Below are 26,057 nucleotides of genomic sequence, written 5' to 3'. Positions count from 1 at the left end.
AAGTTATCTTCAACGATAAGTAGTATAGCCATAAATTATGTGGTTAAAGGGTTTATGCATGTATCTAATATATGGGGTACTGTTCAAAGGTTCGTATCATATTACTCCTTAATCATAGTAAGAAGCACTATCACTACTTATTAAAAAGTTTTCAATTTTTTCTTTTACTACGTTCTGAACTGCGTTTTGGACTAAAGTCAATGTTTCAGTCGGTAGTTCCGACCACTCTTTTTCTGTAACATGAATTTCTCGATTAAGAGTTTTTATCATCATATGTTCTAAATCTGTTGCAATATTCACTTTACTAATTCCACCATTAGGAATTTGAATTGCATTCTTTATCATCTCTGAAGGAGTGCCTGAACCGCCATGTAACACTAAAGGTACAGATGTTAATGCACGAATTTCCATTAAACGATCAATATCAATTTTTGGATCTTTAACGAGATAAACCCCATGTGAAGTTCCGATAGAAATCGCTAATGCATCAATACAGGTCTCTTCAACAAACTGTTTTGCTTCTTCAGGCTCTGTAAATAGCTCTTCATCAACGTCGGTTTCAATAAAGTCGGTTGTCCCTATCTTGCCTAATTCAGCTTCTACAGTTACGCCTTTTGAATGTGCATACTCAACAACCTTTTTTGTTATCTCAATATTTTTATTGAATGGTTGCTCTGATGCATCAATCATAACGGATGTAAAACCAACTTCGATGGCTTCTGCAATTACATTGAAATCCTTCGTATGGTCTAAATGTAACACAGCAGGGATCGTAATATTCTCCTCTTGGATCACACGATAAAACTCTCGGCTAAATTCCGCTAAATTAATTCCATATCGTTCCTGCTCCCTCTCAGAAGTTTGAACAATAACCGCAGATTTCTTTTCTTGGGCCGCTCTAAGTATAGGAGCTACCATCTTTGTAGCTCTAGGGGTAAACGAACCGACAGCAAATTGATTTTGCGTAGCTACTGCAAGTAGCTTTGTTAATGAACTAACATTGTTTGGTTTTATATTTACTTTCATTCATTCAAACTCCCTTAAAGATGATTTAACTTATTTCGTTCATTCACGCCCTTTAAGTTACCTAATAAGCAACAATGTTCCCTTTTAATTTTAAATACTTTTCTGAAAATCCAACATTTCCCCCTCTTTCTTACCCACTATCTGAAAAAAAGCGTCTGTATTTCAATGTACAGGATTCGGCATCTGACAGCCTCTTTTCAACAAGGGTTTTCTAAATATAATGCTATTACCACGTAAAAAAACATTCTCAACAAAGATAAATGAATCCATTTACTTACTAAATTAGCAATTCAAATTAGGCTTCCACTATTGTTCCTGACTTTAATGAATTTTCTTTTTCGGTATTATTGCCAATCGTAAGGGCAATAATTGCTGCTACAATGATGGCTGCAATCATTAATATGAAAGTTGAATTGTAAGAACCACCGCTGCTTTCAATCATATAACCCATTAATAACGGGGAGATAAATCCTGCAATCGATCCGAAACAGTTAACAGTAGATGAACCTGCAGCCATTATTTTCGCAGGAAGCGTGTCAACAACCAGTCCCCAGAATGCTCCTTGAGCTAAGAACATGAAGAATGCAGCAACACATTGATACGTAATGACCACTGCAGTGGAAGTAGATTGAAGCATTAATAATAATGCCAGCCCACTAATTACAGCATTAGGGATAAACACCCATTTCCTCTTTCCTTTTACTTTATCTGACAAATACCCACCAAGAATAATGGAGACTGTACCTACTAAATACGGTAAGGCACTGAAAATGCCAGTATCCATTAAAGAAAGCCCCCTAACATTTATCAGATAAGATGGAAGCCAAGAAGTGAAGCCCCAGAAAGTAATATCAAAGAAGAACCAAATGAACGCCATTTGCCATAAAATCGGTTTTTTAAATAGTTCCTTAAAGGAAACTCCTGAGTTTTTTTCTTCATTCGATTTTTCATTCTCAATGTCTTCCTCTAATTCTGCAAGCTCTTCTTTCGTCATTTTAGGATGATCTTTCGGATTATCTTTGAATTTAAACCAGATATACAGACCGAGTATAATGCCCGGAATACCCATTACGATAAAAACGGTACGCCATCCAAATGCCCCAATAATTGCTGCAGCAGCAATAGCAGCAATAGCCGGTCCTAAAGTATTAACTGTTGACTGAATTCCAGTAGCTGTTCCTCGTTGTTTACTGGGAAAGTAGTTAGCTATTCCTTTATAAGCAGCACCTGGTAAACATGCCTCACCTAAACCGAAAACGAATCGAATAAGTAACATAAGTGGATAAGAAAAAATAAAACCAGTCAATGATGTGAAAATTGACCACCAAACAATCGCAATGCTCATCACACGACGAAAGCCAAATTTATCTGATAACATCCCGCCCGGAATTTGGAACAGTGCATACCCCGCAAAGAAAATACTTAACAGTAACCCTTGAGCTGTTGCCGTAAGATTAAGATCTTCACCAATATATGGCAATGCAATAGTGATTACCATTCGGTCCAGGAAAGAAAACAGCCAACATAACCATAATACGAATAAGACAGTATAACGAACTTTCCATTTAGATTTCTTTTTCAGCTGCAGTTGTTTGTTCATTAAACAAAAACCTCCTGAATGATTTCATTTCCATCATGTAAAGTTGTGCCTTTTCTAAACTAGTTACGGTGTTAAAGTAAAAATACGGTACATTACCAACTGATAACCTTTATACAAGCGCTTACATTTCTTCCACTCCACAAAATAAATCATTAACATACATCGCCATAACTTTTACCGGTGCTGTAAACTAATTTTATTACCTATTATTTCCCGTCCAATGAAGCACTTCAAATCATCTTTCTCCCCCCCTTATAAATAGATTTGAAGAATATTAAAACTGAAGATGTTTAATCAACACTTCCAGTTTCCTAATAAGCAACACCGTTCCTTTCTATAACCAAAAAATTTTGTATAAAAAGAATGATTAGTTATGTCGAACGGTATAACAATCAATGTACTGATTTTTTGTTTTAAGGTACTAGGCAAGAAGGCGTCGCCATAGACTTTATTTCCTAGATAGATTCTTTAGTCCCTTCATTTTCGGTTTTCGTTGCTTATTAGGAAACGTAGTTTCAACAAAAAATCAAAATCATCTTATTTATAATATTCTTACTTGAAATGAATTCTAACATGTGCAGAAACCACTTTCAAGAAAATTCTGAATTTTACACCCTTCCCCCTTAAAGTTTATGACACAGCCTTTCTCTTTTACTAGTAATGTAATAGTAAATGATATTTTATTGCTTTGATTTTATAAGATCAGATGAACTAATAAAACACCAGCAATTACAAGCTACCTACCTATTAATCATACCGGCTTTACCCTATACACGTCCTTGAACAAAAGAAGGTTCTTTCGCAAACATGACCATGGATACGATGAACATATTGATAGTTATCTTTGTCTTCGGGCGAGCTATTAAAGTGATCAACAACAAATAAAGAGGGCCATCTCGCGTATAAATTGCCAACATCTGTGCAACATGCCGAGTTATCCCATTAAAAATAAGCTCTTAAAACATATGACAAAACCCCACCTGGTTCCCATAGCAACTGGTGGGGTTTCTAACTGGCTTCTACATCTACATCAACCGGGAGGTCCATCTTTGCAATCACGTCCTTTCGTTTAAACGGCTAATTTACTGTATTCATCCAACTGATCTTTAGTTAAATTTTTGATGAAATGGTCAATGTTTATCGACTCGATTTCATACCTTTCACAAATCTTTAAATAACTTTCATAAGCTTTGTCATAAATGTTCATCATCTAGATTCCCCCTTCTGTTATATAACAATAAATTAAACTTATTAATAATATATAACAAACTTGTTTTCCCGTCAATGTATTTTTCTGAAAATTCGGTAAGAATTTCATTCTCTTAGTATTTCCCATATTGTTCTTAGCTAACCGTCTTATAAGAAAAAGCCGCCTTAGCGACAGCTCCGATCATAAAGCAAGAAATAGAATGCCTGTTACATTAACGACCGATGAATAACGTAAAAAACCAACTCTCCATATAGGAAAATTGGTTTTTATCATTTCAACGATAGATTATCCAAGCAATGCAGTCAGTCATTATTTGTAACTGCTGCAAGCACAGTGTATTTAGTTCTGCCACTAATAGCTTCGCCTAAAATTTAGCCTCTCCAAGGGAGACTCCACAGGCGCCGTGCCTAGAAGGCTCCCGGACCGCCCGCGGAAAACGAGTGTCTAGAGTGGAATATGAATTGATTTCGGCAAACTCGATCATTATCAGGTTTGCCTACAGTCTGAGCAGGTACTCCGGCCTGCTATTTCTTACATATCAACTAAACAGCGCTTTGTTTGTTCCCTTTTTTGAAGGGGATGGGGTCGGGAGTATTTCTTTTTGTAATATAGGACCGTATGTATCGACACGACGGTCTCTAAAGAATTGCAGAATTTTTCTAGTCTCTTCTATTTCTTTTAAATCAATTTCTTGGACAATAATTCCTTCTTCCTCATCAAGTGAAGCTAAAATATTCCCGAATGTATCGCTAATGAATGAACCGCCGTAAAAATTCATGTCCTTTTCCTGGCCCACTCGATTTGTCGCAGCAACGAATACACCATTAGAAATGCCATGAGCGGAAATTGCCTTTTCCCAGGATGATCTTGTTGATATCTCGGGATGATCTGGCTCTGAACCAATAGCAGAAGGATAGAATAATATTTCTGCACCTTGTAAGCTCAAAATTCGGGCAACTTCTGGATACCACTCATCCCAGCAAATCCCTACTCCTATTTTTCCATAAGCCGTTTCATAGACAGGATATCCAGTATTGCCTGGAACGAAATAATATTTTTCATGATACTGGGGACCATCCGGAATATGATTTTTTCTTGTAATCCCTAAACATTCCCCATCAGCATCAAATACAGCTGCACTATTAAAATAAATACCAGCACCTGCTCTTTCGTAAAAAGGGACAATCAAGACAATGGCCAATTCCTTAGCCAATTCACCCATTGCGGCCAATGTACCGCTATCTACATCTTCTGCTAAATCATAATTTTTCACACTAACCGTTTGCGGAAAATATTGCGAAGAAAATAATTCCTGCAAGCAAACGATTTGTGCGCCTTTATTTACTGTTTCTTTTATTTTCCCTATCGTTTTTTGAACATTTTCCGCTATGAATTCCCCGCAATGAATTTGAATAAGCCCAACTTTCACTTTTGACATTTTCTCTCTACCTACCTTTTATCATTTTTTATCTTATACGGTTGTGACGACCTGGTTTTCATATACGATCTTTCCATCCATGATCGTCATCTTTACTTCTGTTTCAAGAATTTCCTCTGTTGATATGCTAAACAAATTTTTATTTAATACTGCGATATCCGCTATCTTCCCCGCTTCCAATGTGCCTAATTCCTTTTCTCTGAAAGACCCGAATGCCGGTGTAGCCGTGTAATACTTTAACGCTTCTGCTAATGTTACTCCTTCCGACTCTTGCCATGCCTTCCCGGTTAAATCTTTTCTCGTGATTGCCTGATAAATGCCCATCATTGGATTTAAGGGCACTACAGGAAAATCTGTACCAAAGGCAATTTTTGCACCAGTATCCATGAGTGTTTTGATAGGATAATAGAGTGGTTGTTGTTTTTCACTGATTCTGGCCGTATATGCCTCACTTTCCATTAATTCAATATGTTTAGGTTGAAATGAGGCGATTACATTTAATTCCTTAAAGCGATGAACATCGTCTGGATGCAATACCTCCACATGTTCAATGACATGTCTGGCGTCCCTTTCCCCATTTAAGTTTCTCGCTTCTTCAAATGCATCCAATGCTAAGCGGACAGCACCGTTACCAATAGCATGGAAACGAATTTGAAATTTTTCCTTATCTGCCTTTTTTACTAATTGTTTAATTGTTTCAGCTGGAAAAGTGGTCCCGCCTTTTGTTTCTGGACGGTCTTTGTAATGATCCAATAAAAAAGCAGTATGACTAGTCACGACACCATCTATAAATTGTTTTAATCCAGAAAAGGTAAGCCTGTCTGACTGATAATTTTTTTGTAATTCCTTGGCGGCAGCTACATCCATTTTTAACTCCGGCGAAAAGTGAATTCTGGTTGTTAGTAACCCTTCTCTCTCAAATTCCTTAAAAATTTCAAGGTCGTCTAATGGATTCGGAGCAATTTTAGCTCCGTATAAATCATTTACGGATGTGATTCCCAACCTTTTTGTTTCATTAAGAAAATCTTGGAATAGGCTTACACGTTTTTCTTTCGGTAATTTGTATGCATGTTCTGATGCATACCCAATTGCCTGTTCAAATAGAAGGCCTGTCAGTTCCCCATTTTCATCTTTTCCAATTTCCCCATATTCCGGACTTGGGGTATCCTTCGTTAATTGGATCATTTCCATCGCTTTACTATTGATCCATGCGTAATGCACTTCCGCATTGAATAATAAAACGGGACGATCACAAATATATTTATCCAGTGTCGTTCTATGCGGCAGCACTTTATTCTTCCAATTGGTATGATCCCAGCCAACACCGAATATCCACTCATCATTTGGTCTCGTTTCTGCAAATTCAGCTACTATTTTGGCTGCATCTTCTTCTGAAGCTGCATCAAATAATTTGGCACTATCCTTCTGTAAAATGCTTCCCATCATAATGTGCATATGAAAATCATGAAATCCCGGAATGATCAGCCCTTCTTCGAAGTCATACACCTTTGTTTGATCTCCAAGGAATGACATTATATCGTCTTTAGAACCGATTTTAATCATTTTATTATCTTTAATAGCGATAGCTGCCTGTATAGGTTCATCTTGTAATCCAGTAAAAACATGTTGACCAGAAAGAATGATATCTGCATTTACCATTATTATCCTCCTTGATGCATAAAGCTTTTATGCTTGAATTTCTTTTTCAATCGCACTATCAATAGAAAGCTCTGGCGGCCGCTTACTAAACATTTTCGTATTTGAAAGCAGCATGATGACACCAATTCCGAACCATCCTAGTCCGAGTAAAAGTGCCTTTGAATCAAGACTGGTCCATAACCAAATTGTGAAACTCGTACCGATCATTGGAAGTATTAGATATTTAAGTGCATTAATTCCTTTTCGCTGTTTTTCTCTAATAAAATAATGGGAGATAACCGAAAGATTGACAAAAGTAAATGCAACAAGCGCCCCAAAGTTAATAAAGGATGAGGCTGTCACTAAATCAACAAATAAAGCAGATAAAGCAAAAATACCCACCAAGATGATGTTGTATGTCGGAGTTTGAAATTTCGGATGAATATGACCAAATATTTTCTTTGGAAGAACTCCATCTCTCCCCATCGCATACAAAAGCCGCGAAACACTTGCATGAGCTGATAAACCGGAAGCCAGCCCCCCGGTAATGTATCCTGCTAGAAAAATAGATTGAAATAAATGACCCCCGATGTACATGGCAATTTCCAAGGAAGCGGAATCTGGATCTTTAAAGGCTTGGAAATTCGGGTAAACAAGGTGACTGATGTATGAGATGGCGACAAACAGACCTCCTCCTATTAATGCGACGAGGAAAATGGCCTTTGGTATCATTTTTTTCGGATTAATGGTCTCCTCCGAAAATGTGGTAACAGCGTCAAATCCTAAAAAAGATAAACATAAAATGGAGGATCCTGCCAATACTAAAGATAGCGGTATATCGCCATTCACGAATGGAGAACTCATGAATAATGTTCCTGAACCCATTCCGTTCAGTACCCCTTTAATCGAGAGGAATGTAAATATAACGATTATTAAGAATTGAAAGGCAACTAATAATAGATTTATTTTTGTTGCTATTTTCACTCCAATTATATTTACAGCGGTGATTAAAATGACAAAGGCAATTAACCAGACGGAAAAGGGAACGGATGGAAAATACGCGTTTAAGTAAATGGCGATCAATAATCCATTGATCATTGGCAAAAATAAATAGTCCAATAGGATGACCCATCCCACTAAGAATCCAAGGTGAGGATTAAGGGCCTTTTGAGTAAATGTATAAGCAGAACCGGCAACAGGGTAGGCCTTGACCATTTGACCATAACTATAGGCTGTAAACAACATACCTACCAAAGCTATGATATAAGCAGCCGGCACCATCCCTTTCGTTATTTCCGCAACAACTCCATAAGTTGAAAAAACTGTTGTAGGTGCCATATAAGCCAATCCAAATAGCACTAAGGGAAATACTGTTAACGAACGTCTTAATTTTGCATTCTCCATGTATCACTCCACCCTTATTCGTGATTAATTAATTTATATGCAAATACCATACCAAGCGGAGATTGATTATTTAACGGTTGAATTATCCGTATATTCCCAATAACTAAAATATACTGACTACTTAATGGATTACTAGTTTTATGCAATATTGCATCAATTAATTATGATTGCATAATAGTCATTAGCTACGAAGATGTCTCACCGTGTATTCTGGTTCATACGAATAAGGTTCGAAATAAGCTACGTGCCGTAATGGCGTCATCGTTAAATTGTATCTGATATGACACGCAAATCCCGCGATTGTTTAAGATGCGATTAATGCTTATTACTACTGTGTCATATAGAAAAAGCCCTCAAAACTTATTTATTTATGAGTATAAGAAAAGGGACCACGAACATCCCTTCCCTTGAAACTACATAATTTGACATCAACTTGGTAACCCAGGTCTTTCTTGCAATCTTTTTGCCACTTCTTAATTAAAGGTATACGCATCCTTGGATATCAACCCAACTTTTTTATGCTTGCCAAGTAACTTGTTAAACCTTTTAATGTGCTTGACAATCCTTTTGTCTGCTTCCAGTTTTTCAAAACGACCACGGTATCCAAATGTGCCTGTAGTGAACGGGCAACACATGGTTGACAATTTCCCTATCTTCTTCGAATTGTTCAACAAGTGTTTTTATATAGGATGCATTAATAATTAGGATGACGGAATACTTCCTTCCCCTCGAAAAAAGTCATCAAGACCTTCGCTTCACCAATTGACGTTACTGGAATCTGAAAGAGATTTTTGTCTAAAACGATCAAGTCCGCTTTCTTGCCCGCCTCTATAGAACCTCTTTCATCCTCTTGGAAAATCAAATGAGCTCCGTTGATTGTATAGCTAGTAATCATATCTTCGAGAGAAGCTTTTTCCTTAGGCCACACTACTTTATTTAGATCGTCTTCTGTGGTTTTGTCTGGATCCAATCTCGTTATCCCTACTTCTAATCCTGTAAGGGGATACATATCTCTTTTAAAAGTATCTGTTGAAGGAAAATCACTCGATGAAGCAACCGGTATTCCGGCTTCAAAATAGCTACCCATATGATTAAGTTCCTTCAACCCCTCACCTCTTACATTGGCATACCAATCCTTACCAAACCAGGAAGGTTGAGGAGTAGGTATTACTCCTAAGTCCTTAAACCGGGCAACATCATCTTCCTTTATCCAGTCTAAATGGGTGATTACATGACGCGAATCCCTTTTTCCATTTAATTTAGCCGCATATTCAAAAGCGTCTAAAGCATTATGAGATGGGTAAAACCCCTGATTGCCAATCGCATGGATATAGACGCGAAAACCTTCTTTATCCAAAGCTGCCACGGTCTTCTCTAATACATTTTGATCCCAAACTAGTTTATTTTCTCCGACACCATCAGCAAATATTTTAATTGTATCTATCTTGTACGACTTTCCTTGATATTTTTCACGGAGTTCTTTTAATCTCCCGATTTGCTTTGTCCCTTTGTTTTCATCAGCCCATAACCCTAAATCGTATCTCACGGTCAATTTACCCGCATTATCAAGCTCTTCAAATGCTTTAAGCAAACTTTCCGTTGGGTAGTGAACAGGCACGAATACTGAGGTAACTCCATCCTCTGCAGCTGTTTTCTGCCAAGTTAAAAGCGTCTTTTTATACTGCTTTACCGTAAAGTCCGGTTGAGGAAGAACGTTAATTACAAGGTTTTCGGCGGAAAATTCGTTTAAAACTCCTGTCGGCTCTCCTGTTTTAGGATCACGTTCAATAGTCCCACCTTGCGGATCAGGGGTGTTTTTGTCTATCCCTGCAATCTCAAGAGCCTTTGAGTTGACTAATATACTGTGATGGCCGTTTGAGATAAAGACAGCAGGTATATCAGGGACAACTTGGTCAAGCAATTCTTTAGGAGCCAGCCCTCTGGATTTACTATCTCGTTTGATGTCATCCCAGCCTACTCCACGTAATTGCTTTATATTGGGATGCTCTTTTAAGTAATCCTTGATAGCCTGTTGGCGTTTTTCCACTGTGGAATAAGGATTGAGACTTAGCCAAAAAAGGCTTTCTGCCATTAGGTACGCATGGTTATGACTGTCGGTAAACCCAGGCATGACCATTTTCCCCTTTAGATCAATCACTCTGGTATCGTTCCCTTTGAAGGCTGCAGCTCCCTTGTTATCACCAACGTAGAGAATCTTGCCATTCTTAACCGCAACTGCTTTCTCCCAACTCCGATCTTTATCAACTGTGTAGACTTCACCGTTTTTAAAAATCAAATCAGCCGTTTGATTCGAAGTTACCTTCCCAGTCACCTTATTTGAACTTTTCTTTTCCAACGAACACCCGGTAAATACCGAACTAAAAAGCAAAGCTATAAAAAAAAGTAAGAAGTATTTTTTCTTCATCGTAATCAAACCCCTATCGATTGATTTTTTCACCCTAGTAATCAAATTTCTATAGGAACTAAAAAAAATTTGACATTGAACTATTTAATCCACTTGAAATACTAAAAATTCATTGGTAATTGCTCAGTTGTATTTAGTAAAGAGGTATCTGGCTTCACAAACACCCACAATATAGCTGCAATAAACACAGGGATTACCGTTACTCCTAAAGTGATATTCCAACCAAAGTTTTCTGCTGACCATCCACATAATAACGGTGATACAAATGCTCCTAAATTCCCCCATAAGTTCATCCAACCTGAAACTGATCCAGAAAAGTTTCTCCCTAAGTCTGTAGCTGCGGCCCAAGAACACACTACTGTGAATCCGAGTGAGCCCAAGCATAATGATAACCACAAAACATTCATATATGGTGATACTGTCATAACAGCCAGGTACATTGAAATAATAAAAACTAATAAGCCTGTTATTGCTAAAGAGGATCTAGATATTTGTTTTGAAAATCCTTTATGCACTAAGTAGTCGGAAAGAATTCCACCAGACATTACAGTTATCAGAATTGCCAACCATGGTAGGCTTGCAGCAAATCCCATTTTACTTAATGAGAATCCCCTATCTTCCAATAGATAAGTAGGTAACCAAACTAAAAAGAAAGTAATAATATATAAAACAACAAAATACTGCACTCCTAACGCCCAAAATTGAGAGTTTTTCAGAAAATTACTCCAAGGTGCCCTTACTTTAGCAGTTTCAACAATTTCTCTGTTTTCAAGTATATATTCTTTTTCTTGTTCATTAACTAATTTGTGAATTTCAGGATAGTCCCTGGCAATAACGCACCATACAGCTGCAATCATTATTCCTAAAATACCAAAAATGTAAAATACAGCTTGCCAGCCAAAGTATTGATAGATATAAACCGTTACGATAGGGGCTATAACTGGTCCAAAATATGAACCTGCCAATAGGGCACTAGAAGCTCTAGCTTTTTCATCTTTTCTAAACCAGTTTGTATTAAATACGGCGTTAGATGGAAACATTGGTCCTTCACCTATTCCAAATAAGAATCTCACTACATACAAAAGACTGTGAGATTTCACTAAACCTGTAAGACCTGTAAATACTGACCACCAAATAAGAGAAAATGCAATCATTTTCCTTGGCCCAAATTTTTCCGCCAAAAGTCCAGCTGGAATTTGAACTAACGCGTAACCTAATGAGAATAATGATGCAAGCATACCAAACTGAACTTTATCCAATCCTAAATCATCCATCATAGGCTTTGCTATTATAGAAATATTTGACCTATCCATGTAAGCGATTACACCGATGATAAAGAAAAACAGTGCAAGTCCCCATCTAACCTTTGTTGGCTTCTTTTTCAAAATATCCCTCCCCTTAATGGATAATGGAATCCTGATATTTAATTTTTTCTGCTTAACTTCAGATTTCAATCACTCAAAGTTTTCACCAACGTAAAGCATCTCTTCATCCCTAACAGCAACCGCTACCGCCCAACTTTAATCTTCATCGACTGTGAAAACGTTACTATTATTAAAGATTAAATCAAACATTTGATTCGATTTTTCTTCACCAACGATCTCCCAGTAGAAAACAAACCATTACCCACCTATTGGATTTTCTGAATCCTTTTAGTCGATTGTTCTACTTTCAGAGAGAGGAATACTGTTACTTTGACTATTTCGGACAAATAATACTGAAATAAGAGAGGCGATACAAAGAAATACTAAAAATAATGCCAGAGGAATCCAAGAATTATTGTAAGCGCCGACTAATATAGTCGCAATCATTGGAGCAGTTCCACCAAATAATGCAGAGCCTGTTTGATAACCAAGTGTTATTCCTGTATAGCCAACATTCGTATTAAACATTTCAGTAAACATTGTACCAATAGTCGCCGCAATTGGAGGCCATAGAATTCCTAATCCTACTATTGAAATAACATATAACCAAGGAGTAGATTGTAAGGAAAACAAATAAAAGTATGGAAAGGCAAAAAGAGTTATCCCGATTGTCCCAATAAGAAAGACACGTTTACGGCCAATTTTATCAGACAACATTCCCATAAATGGCATGCAAATTGCTGTAACGATTGTTGCCACCGTAACTACATTTAAAGCTGTAGTTCTTGAAAAACCCTGTGTTTCTGTAGCATAGGAGATGAAAAATGTGGAAAATAAATAGAATGGGCCCACTTCAACACATTTTGCACCTAAAGAAATCAATACCGCTCTCCAATGATATCGGAGTGTCTCAAAGAGTGGAATTTTTACGACGTTTCCTTTTTCTTTTTCTTCTTTGAATGCCGAGGTTTCCTCAATCCCTTTTCGGATCCAAATACCAATAACAACCAAAATCGCACTTAAGACAAATGGCACTCTCCATCCCCATGATAGAAATTGTGATTCTGGAAGTAAACTCATTAATGAAATGGAAAATGTCCCAAGTAACATCCCAAGAGGGATACCCATTGCAGGAAAGCTTCCAAAAAAGCCACGTCTTTCTTTAGGCGCAGATTCAACTGCTAGGAGTATTGCTCCTCCCCATTCTCCGCCAAGCCCGATACCTTGAACGAGACGAAAGAAAACAAGGAGGATTGGTGCCCAAAGCCCTATCATGCTATATGTTGGAAGGAGTCCAATACAGACGGTAGAAACTCCCATTAATAAAAGTGAAAGCACGAGAGTATTTTTCCTGCCAAACTTGTCTCCCAAATGACTAAATACAAGCCCTCCAAGAGGTCGTATAAAAAAAGTAATGCCAAATGATGCATAAGCAAGCAATAAACTTACAAATGGATCATCATTAGGAAAATACAGTTTATTAAACACAAGTGCAGCAACGGTTCCATAAAGAAAGAAATCATAAAATTCAATGGTACTGCCAAGTAAACTCGCAAATAATATCTTTTTTGATTTCTTGTCCAATTTCTTTTTCCCACTCAATTTAACACACCTCCGAATTAGTTATATTTCTGGATGTGGTTTCTTAGATGTTGAAGAATTATCAAGATGGCCTTCCGATAGTTCTTCCACATTTTCTTTAATAGAAGGTAGAGAGCCTGACTCTTACCTCTCGTATTGCTTTCCCATCCGTAATCATCTTGAACATGAGTTAATGAGCTTTTAACTCAATATGTATTATGTATAATGTATTGTGTATACACAATACATTATAGAAATACAGTCAATAAAGATAAAAGTCGTTCTGGTGAAAAAGCTTAAAGACAATCGCCATTTGTTCTCAACCGTGGACATATTGATATATCAACCTAAGCAAAGATGTTTATCGGTATATCCAAATTTCCATGAAATCTCGAGTGCTGCACACTTAACCTTTTTAACCAATGGAGGCAACAACTCCTTTTCATAGTTCACCTCAAGACCTGCAACACTAATGCCCGCTATGATATAACCTTTATGATCAAAAATAGGAGCGGCTACCGCAGATATATAATTTTCAAGTTCCGAGTGACTGACCGTAAATCCCGTTTTTCGAGTCTCTTCTAGAAGAGTACGAAGTCTCTCTTTAACTGTAATCGTTCCAGATGCGATCGACTTCAGTTCGGTTTGCTCTAAATATTGTTCCTGTTCATACTTCGGCTGAAAAGCGAGAATAACACGTGAACACGCTCCGGCATATAGCGGCATTCTCCGGCCAATTGCCGTATTAAGCCTTACCCGCTGTTTTGAATCCAGTTTTTCGATGCAGATTGCCTCATTGCCATCAAGTACGATGAGATTAACGGCTTCCCCTACCTTATCATGAAGTTTTTGCATAATCGGCAGAGCTACTTCTCGAATATCGGACCGTTCAGCTACTAAATGGCCAAACTGAAGAAATAACAGCCCAAGTGAGTATTTTCCACCTCTATCTTTATCGAGAAGACCCGTCTCTTCAAGTGACATCACCATTCGAAAAACAGATGTTTTCGGTATCCCTGAAAACTGTACGATTTCATTAAGACTTAGCTTTGAATGCGTTAAGAAAAGAGTAAGGATATCCATTGATTTGACGACTGTCTTATTTTTGCTTTGCATGAGTTTCCCCTCCTTAACCACAACAAAAGCCCTTTTTAGAAAGCTCACACAACTTTAACTATTAAACTTAAACAATAATCCTGCCATAAGTTTAGCTGAGTATTTTGCCGTATTTCCCTTCATAGAAGGTTAGTGGTGCCCCTTCGCTAATGTCGAGTTCAGTTACTTCTCCAATAAAGAGTGTATGGTCCCCAGCTATTTGTTTACTATGGACCTTACAGACGATGTTTGCTAAAGCATTTTTTATTACTGGAAGTTCATTTATCCAGCCAAATTCAATCTGGCGATTATCTTTAATCTGCCCTGCAAAATGCATGGATAACTCTTTTTGGGCATCTGACAATATATTTACAGCAAATTTTCCAGATTCATTAATTTTATCTAGCATTTTAGCATTTTCGCCTATGGATATGATAACCAACCTTGGGTTAAGGGAAACTGACATAAATGCATTCGCCGTCATACCGTGTGCTTCATTTTCTAAAAGTGTCGTGATCACTGTTACTCCTGTAGCAAATTTCCCCATCGCATTTCTAAAATTTCTATCATCCATCATTTTATAACCTCCTTAAAATTTGTACTGCACTGAGACTTTGACTCAAAAGGTATCTGTTTTAAAAATTTAACCGTCACTTCTTCCGCAACACCTCCCTTCAGCATTTCTATAACTTGACCGCTAATTTCATCATTTTTCCTGCTGGACCCATATCTTATAAATAACCCCTGACAAGTTTTGTTCCAGGTTTTGATTTCTACATGATATACACCTGGTGCTGGCAGGATATACTTATTTTCGGTATGGAACTCCATATTTTTCTTTTTATCGTGTTTATGTCTATTTGAACCATAAACGACCCCTTTAACTTCAAAATGATGTCCCATATAGTAAGGAACAAGGTGGACATCTCCGTCCCTTACTATTTTCCTGATTATGGTTGAACTTATTTTTTCGCCATTATGTACCTGTTTTGAAATCACGGATACATCAAAAGGGTTATTTTTACTCATTTTTTGCAAATAATCAGCAGTCCCCTGAGCTTTTTTACCAAAGGTAAAGTCAAATCCCACAACTAAGTGTTTAGCTTGAAGACCTAAAACATATTGTTTAATAAAATCAGATGGCAAAAGGGAAGCAAATGATAAATTAAACTTTATGACAAAAAGTTTATCCACTCCAATGGCAGCCATCCTTTCAATCTTTAAAGCCAGGGGAGTTATATATCTCCAATCTTTCTCCAATTTGATTACTTCATTTGGATGTGGATCGAAGGTCATCGCCGTGAATTTAAGATTGTTCTTTTCAGCTATTTTCTTGGTTTGCATTAACAGAGATTGATGACCTAAATGAACACCGTCAAAAAAACCTAATGCCATTACATGAGGCTCCCTTGGATATAGGGATCCCTTTAGTGGATGTGTTAAATGGTAAACTTCCAACTTGCTTCACCTTCTCCGTCATTAAGTTAATAAAATTTTGTCAAAGGGGAAAAAATGGTGTTGTCGATTTTATTTAATGGAATACTGGACTTCAAAAACCTTGCATCCGTTTGCTAACCAAGGACCAAGTTTCGTTTCCAGTGGACGGGTATTACCCATTCATGCGGAATCAACAACTTTCCAAATAATCTTGAATGTGCACTCATTTTTTAACGATTAAAGGGTTCTGTGTAATGAATTCTGTATACATAATCCATCACACAGAACATTCACATACCTGCTTCCTGTGATACCCAATTATCAATTTGAGCATTCAGCACTTGGTCCCTGTGGAAGAATATATCAGAGATAAAAGGCTCCTCGTTGTTTGATGTCACGAGAAGCCATTTGATGGATTGCCATATTGCTATAGGAATGCAGAAGCCCGGTACATGCCTCTTTATTGTTCCGTGGAGTAATAGCGGACCTCGAAAATCTTACAGCCATCAGGTGATTTCCACGGTCCATGTTCCATACCTGGAGGGCGGCAAGCAACCATTCCTGCTGTAAATTCCTCATTTAGACGCAAATCGATTAAAGATCCTTCAATAATATATAATTCTTCCCAAAAATCATGGACTTGCACGCCATTAGGAGATGTATCTGTCCCTGGACCGTTATGAAGAATTCTTGTAGCGACCCCTGTAGTAGGGTCAGAAGCAATGATTCTTTCAGAAAGGCTCTTAACTTTACTAAAAGGCTGCGCTTCAAAAGTGGTATGATCGACAAATTCATGTTCTTCTTTTTTCTGATCTGCATAATAGCGAACTTCGAAAATCCTGCAGCCATTAGGTGATTTCCATGGACCATGCTCCATCCCTGGAGGACGGCATGCAACCATTCCTGCTGTAAATTCCTCATTTAGACGTAAATCGATTAAGGAGCCTTCAATAATATATAATTCCTCCCAAAAGTCATGGACTTGCACGCCATCAGGCGATGTATCAGTACCTGCTTCCAATTCAAGGATACGAGTTGCTACATTAGTATCTGGAATCTGCGCAATAATTCGTTGAGATGCACCTTCTACCGTTTTTGAAGGAACGGCCTCAAAGGTTTTATACTCAACAAATTCCAACTCTGGTTTTCTATCAATTTTCATTTTTGATTTTTCCATTTCAAACTACCTCCGCATCCACTAAAATATGAACCTGATAATTCAATTGAATTTTGTTATCTGTTAAACGATCATATAATTCTGCTGAAAATGCTTCACCATAAATGAATTCGCCATTTATAATCGGTAATGTTCCGCAAAACACAATCATATCCTCACTATCATAGCCACGTTCTTCGATAATTTTGAGCAATTCTTCAGGATGCAAGAATTCTCCTAGCTTGCCTGCTTGGTACTCGTTTTTCACCCCATCGACGATCATCCAGCTTCTCATTTCAATGTCATCCCATCGATCTTTTACGTCATCCAAGGCCCAAAATTGTGTTGAAATAGGTTTGCTGCATACTTGTTTGGATTTCTGAATAGACACTTTTTCAAGCCCGCGGTCCGTGTGGTCACTGCCTAGTCCTAAATACCATTTCCCTTCAATTTTCATGATGACCACTTCTGCTTCTCCGCTGCTGCTTTCTTGGATAACTGAAATTGAGTTATTTGTCGTAATGAGATTTGTTGAAAGATCGTAAATCATCGGAACTTGTGGAGGAGCCGGAACGCCGATCTCCTTCAATTCATCAATATGTTTTTTTACAGATTCCTGGTCTTTTCCCGTATAGCCGGCAATAAGTAATCGTTTAGGGTCCGCGACAATATTTCTTCCACAAACATTAATATTTATCAACTGAATTCCTCCTGCCTATCTAATACCCGGTGCTTCAAATTAGGGAATACATCACGAATTTTAGCAACCTGAGCCGGATCAATCTCTGTTTTAATAATAGTTTCTTCATCTCCTCCAGCAGCCACAACAATCCCCCATGGGTCAACCACTTGACTATGACCAGCTAAAAGGACGTCATTAGTATTTCCAACACAATTACTCGAAATCAAGAAACACTGGTTTTCCAATGCCCGAACTGAATTGAATAATTTCCAATGCTCCAGTCTTCTATGCGGCCAAGCAGATGTAACAAGAAGTAACTCTGCTCCTAAATCCACTTCTGCACGGTACAATTCAGGAAATCGCAAATCATAACAAGTTGATAAGCCAACTTTCCCGAATTCTGTATCGACTACAGTTGTTTCATTTCCTCTCGTCAATATTTGACCTTCTTTTGAACCATAACGAAATAAATGCATTTTTCGATAGGTTCCTATTAGTGTCCCATCCGGAGAAAATAGAACACTTGTGTTGTAGTATTTTCCATTATTTTTTTCTATAAAACTACCTGCAAATATATATGACTTAACTTCTTTGGCCTTTGCGGAGAAACGTTGGACAAAATCGCCATTCAATTCTTCTGATTCGTCTATATAGCGATCAAAAGAAAAGTACCCCGTTGCCCACGTTTCTGGTAAAACTATTAAATCTTGTCCTTTTAATCCATCAATCATTGACTCCACACGATCTATGCGAGCAGATTTAGACTCACTATCTTTAATCTCCAATTGTATCGATGCTATTTTCATTACTGCACCACCCTTTCATTTATATTTTTTATATTAGTTCTTCCACTTGAGTGGGAAGTGAATAGCTTCCTAAAAATTCATCCACCATTTGAACCGGCTCATCATAGCCGTAATTTCTAAATGAAAAGCCTTTCGTGACGAAAGGTGCACCATTATAGAACATTTCATACTGTTGATGCCTGCCGCCGAATTCTGAACCAATGATATCCCATACTAACTTAAATAGTTTAATTTTCTCCTCAGCCCCAACTCCCGTAGAACGTATATATTGATACATATCATCTTTCGTTTCAGGATTGATGAGCTCTTTATATGAGGATGGTAATTGTAAAACGCCTCCACCGCATAACTCCCGTAAAATTTTAATAGTGGAAGCATAGATGGTTTCCTGTTGACCGACTACACCATAAAGGAAACGTGGATTTGGTCGTGCCACACCGTTTTTGTCGATGATACAATTATATTCCGAAGCTAAAAGATTACCTTCTACTGAAGCCGCAATAGAAGCGAGTTCCCCTAACTTCTCTTGGACTGAAGGGATTTTATCGATTCCATTCATCGCAGAAACTTTTCGGGCAGCACCAATCAAAAATTTTAATTTAGTACTAAATCTTATTTGCGCTTGATTATTGCCTAATACATGAGCTGGTGTTTCATGGAACTGAGCTCTCACGATGTCAATATTTTTGTAAACAAAAATATCTTGCCAAGGAATAAATACATCGTCAAAAACAACTAATGAATCACTTTCATCAAAACGGGAGGACAATGGGTAATCAAATGTGCTTGGTGATTTTTCAGCATAACCAGGCCTCGCATAAAATTTTAATCCTTTTGCATGAATCGGCAGGACAAAAGACAAAGCATAATCTTCATCACCAGGTCTGAGTGGTGTAAGGCAACTTACGAAAAGGTAATCGGATACGGCTGATGCAGTACCGAGCATTTGAGAACCTCGAACAATAATTCCATCCTCCCTTTCTTCGTACACTCCAACTGGGAGAAATTTATCTTCCTGCTCATGAGCTGCTTTACTTCGATCAATTTGTGGCGGAATAATAACGTATGTTACATATAGATCTTGATCTCGCACATGTTTATAGAAATTCAAAACATTATTTCCATAACCTTCTCCTCCACGATCAAACACTTCGGGTGAACTGGCAAAAGCAGCCAAAAAGCTGGCAACGTGATCAGGGCTTCTTCCGACAAATCCACAAGTTGCTTCAGACCATTTAGAAATCGCCAATCTTCTCTCTTTAAGTTCTTCCCGACTCCTTGGAATCATATAAATTTTATTTGCTAGCGTACCGTCCTCAGTTTTGTATGTCATATTCTGAGATTCATCCCATGCTAGGTCGTATAAGCCTGCAATGGTATGGGTAATTCCCGTAAAAGCTGGGTGGGTCGTCACATCCTTTACTCGTTCCCCATTTATGTAGATTGCCCTATCATCTTTCAATGTCTGTAAATATTCTTTACCTGTTCTAACCATACCTGATTCCTCCTATATGTTTGAATAAGTACATGTTTTAACGATTTAACAGCTAAAAGGCGAACCTTAATTGTATTTTGTTTAATGTATTATGTATTGTGTATACATCAAAGGCTTTGCCAATTCCTATCATGTAATTATGGTCGGTAAAGTCATATTGAATTTTAATGTTTATCCCTTAAATATTTTCACCTATGAACATTAACGACGGGTAAACGCTTTCATTTGCAATGAACTATAGTCGTATCTTTCAACACTATGGCTTACTATTTAAGCAAAAACCCAGGAAAAAGCATACGGAAGAATTTCTCCAAGGTTTTTGCTCTAAACGTGAGAATTGGTTTGACCTTGCTGTAAATCTTCCATTTCACAGGCAAGTTTATTCAAAACCATTATTTTTTTTCCCCTAGAAATATAGTAAACTACCTTTACTTGGAGCAATCCCTCCCTTCAAGCATTTGATAGAAAATCAGGAATTATCAACAATAATCAATGTTTCTTTTGTTTTTTCCAAATGGTTTAAAATCGCCTGTGAAGCCAGTTCGGGATTTTTCTCCTCTAAAGCCTGGATAATCTGGGTATGTTCCATTAAAACATTTTTCATTCTCCCAAGTTTACTGACTGCTTTTAACCCCATTAGCTGAGTAAGGTTATGAAGATTGTTCAAAACTTGCTCTATTATGGTGAAGTTTGCCAGTCTTGTCAACGAGAGATGAAACTCATGGTCTAGCCTGATAAAACTAATAGCATCATCATTTTGCAATGCTTCTTCTTGCTGCTTCAGAATTAATTTAAGCAACCTCAGTTGTTCAGGTGATGTAATTTCTTTTGTTAGTTTTTTCACCGATTCAACTTCAATGGCACTTCTTAGTAAAAAGATTTCATCTTGTTCCTCTGGAGTAATCTTTCTTACAGTTAAACCCTTCCTCGGAATGGAAACAAGTAATCCTTCCTTCACCAAATCTTGAATAGCTGCCCTTACCGGAGTTCTTGAAGTATCTAACCTTTCCGCTAATTGAACTTCTGTAAATATTTCATCACTGGTAATACCACCAAATAAAATGGCTTTTTTTATTTGATTATAAACTTTATCTTGTGTTGTTCTTTCCTTTTCGATTGGTTTTAAATGAATTCCTGCCATATTAATCCGTCCTTTTTGATAAGTCTTTACAATTCGAACAACTTGAATCTATATGATTGGCTAAATCCCATATGTGTTATGTATACATAATACATAATACTACAGACATAAGTCAATAATATATTTTCCATTTTTCTGAATTTTAAAAAACGGGCATTATCTTTGTAATTTTCTTAAAACGCAACTTCATATAAAAATCATTATTATGGAAGTCAAAAACATGTAACAAAAGGATAAAAAAATCCAAATAAAAACCCCCAGATGGGGGATGGATCGATATTCATTTATTCAAAATATCATCTTTTAGTGAAGCAACTTTAGTCAAAGCTGTATCTCTGTCAGCTTCATTCACCCCAAAGTGAGCAAGCGCATCATTAAGATGCTTGACAATGGCATTAAAATGGGCAGGTTGCAGATTCAATCCTTGGTGCGCCTTTGCCATGGATTGTCCAGAATATTGTTTTGGGCCGCCTAATGCAAAACTAATAAATTTTGTCTGATGACTTCGTTGCTTTTCCATATCCGTTTTTTCAAAAAAATGATTAACTGTCTCATCTTTAAGGACCAATTCGGAGTAAAAATAGTCCACAACTTTTGCTATCGCTTCTTCTCCGCCGACTTTTTCATAAAGAGTTTGTTCCATATCCACACTCCTAATTTGTAATTAATAGAAGTATTCTTTGTAGAAAATTGGATTTTATTCCTTATCTTTCAATAATATCTCCTTCTGCTCTAGTACCCTTGCAACTAACCTGTCCCCTAAAGGCGTAAAATTACTGGAATTGGATTAGAAGATAGAATTTGGACTCTACTTGCAGCTAGGTATGAAAGAAGGCCAGATTACTCGAATGGTTTTCGTTGAAAATCTGCTCATGAATCGATAAAAGTTTACATGTAATATCATTATGCTAATTATTCCAAACTCTTGTCATTTGTACAATACATCACTCAAGAATATGGCTCAATTAAAGTAACTATAGAGAAGGAATGCGATAATGACACCCTGCCCCCTTTTAGGGATTGTACAATTTGAACGTTGCCTCCAGGCACCCGCTTTCCGCGGGGGGCCGCCATCCGTTCCAATCAGCTTTTTTAACTTTTAGATAGAGCCCTTTTGTCTAAAAACTGAGCGAAGCGTTCCTTTTGGGTGATGACCTCTCCTATTTTTCGAGTGTGCACTCAAACAGAAGGATACCCAAAAAAACTGAATACATAAATTTTAAGATAAAAAATTTACCAGTTTGGCCAAAAAATAAGTATAAGAATGTAATAGATTGGATAAACTAATAAAAAAGGAGTGGGAGATTATGGAGACTAAATTTAAAGAAGGAACGAAAGAAATGTGGAGCGAAATTAATGAATGTATAACTCGGAAAATCAATGAAAAACATGATTTATCTTTTCAAAAGAAGAGCAATGATAATTATATGAATCTATATATTCAAACAGCCGTCTTACACACGTTATTTGAACTATCAGATGAGTTCAGGAAAATCGAAAGAAAATATAACGGATAGTGATGCTACCGGAAAGGACATACACTAAATTCACCTTAACGGTGGATTAGGATTAAACTCTTTAAGGGACTATTAATCCTAATCCACCTTTTCTTTCCAGATTATTATTTACATCATTACCGCTGCCGGCAATTTGATCAGCATAATTACTGTACCATTTGATTCCCTTCCCTAAAATTCCCTCTTTCTATTCCTACTAGAATCCATGAACCAAATATAAAACCCACCAGTTTTTAAGGTTGGGGTTTTTCCTGTGTTTTAAGTTTTAGTATAATGCGAATGATCTTAATGGTACGCTAGGTTAAATACTATAATTTGTTGTTTTATTAATCTAAAATCTTGTATATTTAAATGAGTATGGTAATAACTTACTGACGTTTGAAACGAATGATCGGTAGTAGCTCCGAATAGCTTTTTAATTAGCTAACATCATTGAAAATAAATATTTTTGGAAAGTGAGCTGAAAGCTGATGTTGTGGTCACCACTATTCGAAAATGATGTACCTGCAGTTTTTCTTCCTTAACGGCAGAAAAACTGCATCTCCGTTAAGGACTGGAAAAGTTAAGTTAAAACGGAGGGTACAAAAATGAAAAACACGATAATAGGTTCTTTATATTTATCACTCGCTGCCAGCATTTGGGGCGGGATGTATGTTGTGGTAAAAGTTGTGGTAGACGTTGTTCCGCCGCTTGAATTAGTATTATTACGATATGTAATTGCGATTTTAGCATTGCTGACAATTGGTTTAATAACAAAACAATCTTGGCGGATCGACAAACGGGACTGGCTTTTGGTTTTCATTATAGGACTTGTTGGGAACACCATTTCCATCGTAACCCAGGAAGTTGGCACGCTACTTTCTTCTGCGCAAATGGGCGCCATCATTACTTCAACAACACCTGCGTTTATGGTGATATTTGCACGGATCATTTTAAAAGAAAAAATCACTTTTAAAAAATCAATTTCTGTTATTTTAGCGACAATCGGTGTCGGTATCATTGTCGGAAATGCCCATATTGGCTCATCTCACCAACTTGGGGGCGTATCACTGCTTATTGCTGCGTTAACTTGGGCCCTTATGTCTGTTCTAATCAAACGTGTACCAGGACAATATTCACAAATTGTTATAACGACCTATGCCGTGCTAGTGGCAATTGTCCTTTTAACCCCTGTTACGATCAGTCGACTGGATGAGCTTGATTTTCAAGCCATCATGCATCCATCCATATGGGGCGGCCTTCTATACTTGGGCGTTATTTCAACAGCATGTGCCTTTTTACTGTGGAATCGCGGACTGCAAATGCTTACCGCTTCAAGTGGCGGACTATTTTTCTTTTTACAGCCTATAGTCGGTACTTTTTTAGGTTGGTTAATACTAGGTGAACAAATCGGCTTGTCCTTTTGGATCGGTACAATCTTAATTTTTACCGGTGTGCTATTAGTCATTCGGGAAGAATGACCCACATTAAATTTATTAGAATTATATATTAAAAAATGCACCTTATAGAGCAGTCACTCTGAAACAGGCTGCCCATAGGGTTCTTTTTTAGGTTTAAAAAAGGGGGCTTGCAGAAAAATTGTTTTTTGGTTTATAATTTCTCCTTCTTATCCCCCTTTAATAAGGCGGAATCCAATACCCCATCGCACTAGAGTGAATAGCATTATACTAGCTTGTTTGTCTAATGCAATCCAAACTTCCTTCCTCAAGGCAAAAAGATACTTTCTTTTGCTTATTTCAACCCATTATATCGAAAATCCCCTAAAATACATTCATTACGTAATTATTATCATAATTTCATGTACATTTCGAAAGAATTTTTGTTATCATTAATTCATAATCTTGGAAATGAATGCTGAATTTTATAACAAAGGAGGAATCGTTTTTGAAAAATCCATATACGGAATTGACGATTGGAATGATGAGAACGGGGATATTAGGATTCGGCGGCGGGCCGTCTGTCATCCCGCTCATCCGCCACGAAGCAGTTTCCCGTTATCACTGGCTTGACGATGATGAATTCGGGGACACATTGGCGATTGCCAATACACTCCCTGGACCGATTGCCACGAAGATGGCAGCATATCTTGGTTATAAATTAAAAGGCTGGCCGGGAGCCATCGTAAGTGTGGCCGCTCACATGTTACCTTCATGCATTGCAATGGTTTTCTTGATTGCGTTCATTAATGTTCTAAGTAATTCGGCAATGATCAGTAATATGATCGCTGCTGTCATGCCGGTTGTCGCTGTCATGCTTGGTCAAATGGCTTATGAGTTTGGCGAAAAGGCGGTAAAAGGGTTAGGAAAGGTGCTCGGAATCACCTTTTTTGCGATTTCCTTTTTGCTTCTGCAGGTCATTTCCCTGCATCCAGGTATCGTCATTATGATGTTTCTTTTATATGGAGCGTTTCATTATAAATTAAAGGATAGATTGAAAAATAAAAAGACTGATAGGAAGGAGGAATCCGCTTAATGGGTATTATTATCCCAATAGGAGTTACTGTTTTTCTAGCGTTTTTCATTGCCAATATTCTTGGTTACGGCGGAGGTCCGGCTTCGATTCCGCTTATGTATGATCAAATCGTCACCCGTTATGGCTGGCTAGATAATACCGAGTTCTCACAAATGCTCGCGTTAGGAAATTCACTCCCTGGACCCATCGCCACGAAAATAGCCGCATATGTCGGATATGATGTATATGGCTGGCCAGGATTTCTAGCTGCATTGGCAGGCACGATCATCCCTTCAGCCGTGGCTTTGATATATCTATTAAAAATCCTGCGAAAATACAAGCAATCGCCTATCGTAAAAGGCATGTCACTACTTGTACAGCCCGTGATCGCGATCATGATGTTATTGCTCACCTGGAATATGGCAGCGGACGCGGTCGGGTCCATCGGCTACATCCATTCAATCTTCATCGCTGGATTGGCCTTCTTGGCTTTAGGTAAATTCAAGATCCACCCTGCATTCGTAATCATTCTTGCCTTTGCGTATGGCGGCTTTATCATCCCGCTCACATAAATAAAAAATCCGCCTATTT

The 26,057-nt window shown here is 37.6% G+C and carries 22 protein-coding genes; 4 read left to right on the top strand and 18 right to left on the bottom strand.

What is annotated here, in order from left to right:
• Positions 1 to 108: 108 nt before the first annotated feature.
• The 18 genes from AC3WLU_RS07985 to AC3WLU_RS07900 form a co-directional block, all read right to left on the bottom strand.
• Positions 109 to 1,026, bottom strand: coding sequence for a class II fructose-bisphosphate aldolase (locus tag AC3WLU_RS07985; protein ID WP_492597083.1), 918 nt, complete (start codon positions 1,024 to 1,026; stop codon positions 109 to 111).
• Between the two features lie 295 nt (positions 1,027 to 1,321).
• Positions 1,322 to 2,626, bottom strand: coding sequence for an MFS transporter (locus tag AC3WLU_RS07980; protein WP_057275692.1), 1,305 nt, complete (start codon positions 2,624 to 2,626; stop codon positions 1,322 to 1,324).
• Positions 2,627 to 3,695: 1,069 nt separating this feature from the next.
• Positions 3,696 to 3,836, bottom strand: coding sequence for a hypothetical protein (locus AC3WLU_RS07975; protein WP_153246179.1), 141 nt, complete (start codon positions 3,834 to 3,836; stop codon positions 3,696 to 3,698).
• 538 nt (positions 3,837 to 4,374) lie between these two features.
• Positions 4,375 to 5,274 carry a carbon-nitrogen hydrolase gene (locus AC3WLU_RS07970; RefSeq protein ID WP_492597082.1) on the bottom strand — a complete coding sequence of 300 codons (900 nt, stop codon included), beginning with the start codon at positions 5,272 to 5,274 and terminating at the stop codon, positions 4,375 to 4,377.
• A gap of 33 nt (positions 5,275 to 5,307) precedes the next feature.
• The gene (locus tag AC3WLU_RS07965; RefSeq protein ID WP_492597081.1) at positions 5,308 to 6,933 is read right to left on the bottom strand and encodes an amidohydrolase; all 1,626 of its coding nucleotides are present in this window, start codon (positions 6,931 to 6,933) and stop codon (positions 5,308 to 5,310) included.
• 27 nt (positions 6,934 to 6,960) lie between these two features.
• Positions 6,961 to 8,316 (bottom strand): APC family permease, encoded by a 1,356-nt coding sequence (locus tag AC3WLU_RS07960; RefSeq protein WP_063577201.1) that lies wholly within the window; start codon positions 8,314 to 8,316, stop codon positions 6,961 to 6,963.
• A gap of 694 nt (positions 8,317 to 9,010) precedes the next feature.
• Positions 9,011 to 10,741 (bottom strand): amidohydrolase, encoded by a 1,731-nt coding sequence (locus tag AC3WLU_RS07955; protein ID WP_413002245.1) that lies wholly within the window; start codon positions 10,739 to 10,741, stop codon positions 9,011 to 9,013.
• A 101-nt stretch (positions 10,742 to 10,842) separates the two neighbouring features.
• Positions 10,843 to 12,126, bottom strand: a complete 1,284-nt coding sequence (locus tag AC3WLU_RS07950; RefSeq protein WP_413002247.1) for an MFS transporter — start codon at positions 12,124 to 12,126, stop codon at positions 10,843 to 10,845.
• A 267-nt stretch (positions 12,127 to 12,393) separates the two neighbouring features.
• On the bottom strand, positions 12,394 to 13,707 hold the full coding sequence (locus tag AC3WLU_RS07945; protein ID WP_057275687.1) for an MFS transporter: 1,314 nt from the start codon (positions 13,705 to 13,707) through the stop codon (positions 12,394 to 12,396).
• 321 nt (positions 13,708 to 14,028) lie between these two features.
• Positions 14,029 to 14,802 (bottom strand): IclR family transcriptional regulator, encoded by a 774-nt coding sequence (locus AC3WLU_RS07940; RefSeq protein ID WP_492597080.1) that lies wholly within the window; start codon positions 14,800 to 14,802, stop codon positions 14,029 to 14,031.
• 91 nt (positions 14,803 to 14,893) lie between these two features.
• Positions 14,894 to 15,355, bottom strand: coding sequence for a flavin reductase family protein (locus AC3WLU_RS07935; protein ID WP_057275883.1), 462 nt, complete (start codon positions 15,353 to 15,355; stop codon positions 14,894 to 14,896).
• Positions 15,355 to 16,176 carry a bifunctional riboflavin kinase/FAD synthetase gene (locus AC3WLU_RS07930; protein WP_413002252.1) on the bottom strand — a complete coding sequence of 274 codons (822 nt, stop codon included), beginning with the start codon at positions 16,174 to 16,176 and terminating at the stop codon, positions 15,355 to 15,357. Before AC3WLU_RS07930 ends, AC3WLU_RS07935 begins: the two co-directional genes overlap by 1 nt.
• 502 nt (positions 16,177 to 16,678) lie before the next feature.
• The gene (locus AC3WLU_RS07925) at positions 16,679 to 17,395 is read right to left on the bottom strand and encodes a cupin domain-containing protein (RefSeq protein ID WP_105718789.1); all 717 of its coding nucleotides are present in this window, start codon (positions 17,393 to 17,395) and stop codon (positions 16,679 to 16,681) included.
• Between the two features lies 1 nt (position 17,396).
• Positions 17,397 to 18,074, bottom strand: a complete 678-nt coding sequence (locus tag AC3WLU_RS07920; protein ID WP_194719360.1) for a DUF2848 family protein — start codon at positions 18,072 to 18,074, stop codon at positions 17,397 to 17,399.
• Positions 18,071 to 18,862, bottom strand: a complete 792-nt coding sequence (locus tag AC3WLU_RS07915) for a carbon-nitrogen family hydrolase (RefSeq protein ID WP_053533966.1) — start codon at positions 18,860 to 18,862, stop codon at positions 18,071 to 18,073. Before AC3WLU_RS07915 ends, AC3WLU_RS07920 begins: the two co-directional genes overlap by 4 nt.
• A gap of 28 nt (positions 18,863 to 18,890) precedes the next feature.
• Positions 18,891 to 20,357: a 4-hydroxyphenylacetate 3-hydroxylase family protein gene (locus AC3WLU_RS07910; RefSeq protein ID WP_278089395.1), complete on the bottom strand. Its 1,467-nt coding sequence runs from the start codon at positions 20,355 to 20,357 to the stop codon at positions 18,891 to 18,893.
• A 469-nt stretch (positions 20,358 to 20,826) separates the two neighbouring features.
• Entirely contained in the window at positions 20,827 to 21,498 is a 672-nt protein-coding gene (locus tag AC3WLU_RS07905) for a GntR family transcriptional regulator (protein WP_057275683.1), read from the bottom strand.
• Between the two features lie 280 nt (positions 21,499 to 21,778).
• Positions 21,779 to 22,141 (bottom strand): group I truncated hemoglobin, encoded by a 363-nt coding sequence (locus tag AC3WLU_RS07900; protein WP_063577207.1) that lies wholly within the window; start codon positions 22,139 to 22,141, stop codon positions 21,779 to 21,781.
• 664 nt (positions 22,142 to 22,805) lie between these two features.
• Between AC3WLU_RS07900 and AC3WLU_RS07895 the strand changes: the two genes are divergently transcribed.
• From AC3WLU_RS07895 to chrA, 4 genes are all read left to right on the top strand, one after another.
• A complete protein-coding gene (locus tag AC3WLU_RS07895; RefSeq protein ID WP_057275681.1) occupies positions 22,806 to 23,015 on the top strand; it encodes a hypothetical protein in 210 nt (69 codons plus the stop codon).
• Positions 23,016 to 23,602: 587 nt separating this feature from the next.
• Complete coding sequence (locus AC3WLU_RS07890) at positions 23,603 to 24,475, top strand: DMT family transporter (RefSeq protein ID WP_492597079.1); 873 nt, start codon at positions 23,603 to 23,605, stop codon at positions 24,473 to 24,475.
• 424 nt (positions 24,476 to 24,899) lie between these two features.
• Positions 24,900 to 25,487, top strand: a complete 588-nt coding sequence (gene chrB, locus AC3WLU_RS07885) for a chromate efflux transporter ChrB (protein ID WP_492597078.1) — start codon at positions 24,900 to 24,902, stop codon at positions 25,485 to 25,487.
• Entirely contained in the window at positions 25,487 to 26,038 is a 552-nt protein-coding gene (chrA, locus tag AC3WLU_RS07880) for a chromate efflux transporter ChrA (protein WP_249596930.1), read from the top strand. Before chrB ends, chrA begins: the two co-directional genes overlap by 1 nt.
• Positions 26,039 to 26,057: the final 19 nt, after the last annotated feature.

This window comes from Peribacillus sp. FW305-BF15 (assembly GCF_058783805.1).
This window is presented reverse-complemented; position numbering and strand designations above follow the sequence as displayed.

Bases quoted from the DNA above. Each gene is read 5' to 3' on its own strand.
- AC3WLU_RS07985 (WP_492597083.1), bottom strand. From the start codon at position 1,026: ATGAAAGTAAATATAAAACCAAACAATGTTAGTTCATTAACAAAGCTA.
- AC3WLU_RS07980 (WP_057275692.1), bottom strand. From the start codon at position 2,626: ATGAACAAACAACTGCAGCTGAAAAAGAAATCTAAATGGAAAGTTCGT.
- AC3WLU_RS07975 (WP_153246179.1), bottom strand. From the start codon at position 3,836: ATGATGAACATTTATGACAAAGCTTATGAAAGTTATTTAAAGATTTGT.
- AC3WLU_RS07970 (WP_492597082.1), bottom strand. From the start codon at position 5,274: ATGTCAAAAGTGAAAGTTGGGCTTATTCAAATTCATTGCGGGGAATTC.
- AC3WLU_RS07965 (WP_492597081.1), bottom strand. From the start codon at position 6,933: ATGGTAAATGCAGATATCATTCTTTCTGGTCAACATGTTTTTACTGGA.
- AC3WLU_RS07960 (WP_063577201.1), bottom strand. From the start codon at position 8,316: ATGGAGAATGCAAAATTAAGACGTTCGTTAACAGTATTTCCCTTAGTG.
- AC3WLU_RS07955 (WP_413002245.1), bottom strand. From the start codon at position 10,741: ATGAAGAAAAAATACTTCTTACTTTTTTTTATAGCTTTGCTTTTTAGT.
- AC3WLU_RS07940 (WP_492597080.1), bottom strand. From the start codon at position 14,802: ATGCAAAGCAAAAATAAGACAGTCGTCAAATCAATGGATATCCTTACT.
- AC3WLU_RS07935 (WP_057275883.1), bottom strand. From the start codon at position 15,355: ATGGATGATAGAAATTTTAGAAATGCGATGGGGAAATTTGCTACAGGA.
- AC3WLU_RS07930 (WP_413002252.1), bottom strand. From the start codon at position 16,176: ATGGCATTAGGTTTTTTTGACGGTGTTCATTTAGGTCATCAATCTCTG.
- AC3WLU_RS07925 (WP_105718789.1), bottom strand. From the start codon at position 17,395: ATGGAAAAATCAAAAATGAAAATTGATAGAAAACCAGAGTTGGAATTT.
- AC3WLU_RS07915 (WP_053533966.1), bottom strand. From the start codon at position 18,862: ATGAAAATAGCATCGATACAATTGGAGATTAAAGATAGTGAGTCTAAA.
- AC3WLU_RS07910 (WP_278089395.1), bottom strand. From the start codon at position 20,357: ATGGTTAGAACAGGTAAAGAATATTTACAGACATTGAAAGATGATAGG.
- AC3WLU_RS07905 (WP_057275683.1), bottom strand. From the start codon at position 21,498: ATGGCAGGAATTCATTTAAAACCAATCGAAAAGGAAAGAACAACACAA.
- AC3WLU_RS07900 (WP_063577207.1), bottom strand. From the start codon at position 22,141: ATGGAACAAACTCTTTATGAAAAAGTCGGCGGAGAAGAAGCGATAGCA.
- AC3WLU_RS07895 (WP_057275681.1), top strand. From the start codon at position 22,806: ATGGAGACTAAATTTAAAGAAGGAACGAAAGAAATGTGGAGCGAAATT.
- AC3WLU_RS07890 (WP_492597079.1), top strand. From the start codon at position 23,603: ATGAAAAACACGATAATAGGTTCTTTATATTTATCACTCGCTGCCAGC.
- chrA (WP_249596930.1), top strand. From the start codon at position 25,487: ATGGGTATTATTATCCCAATAGGAGTTACTGTTTTTCTAGCGTTTTTC.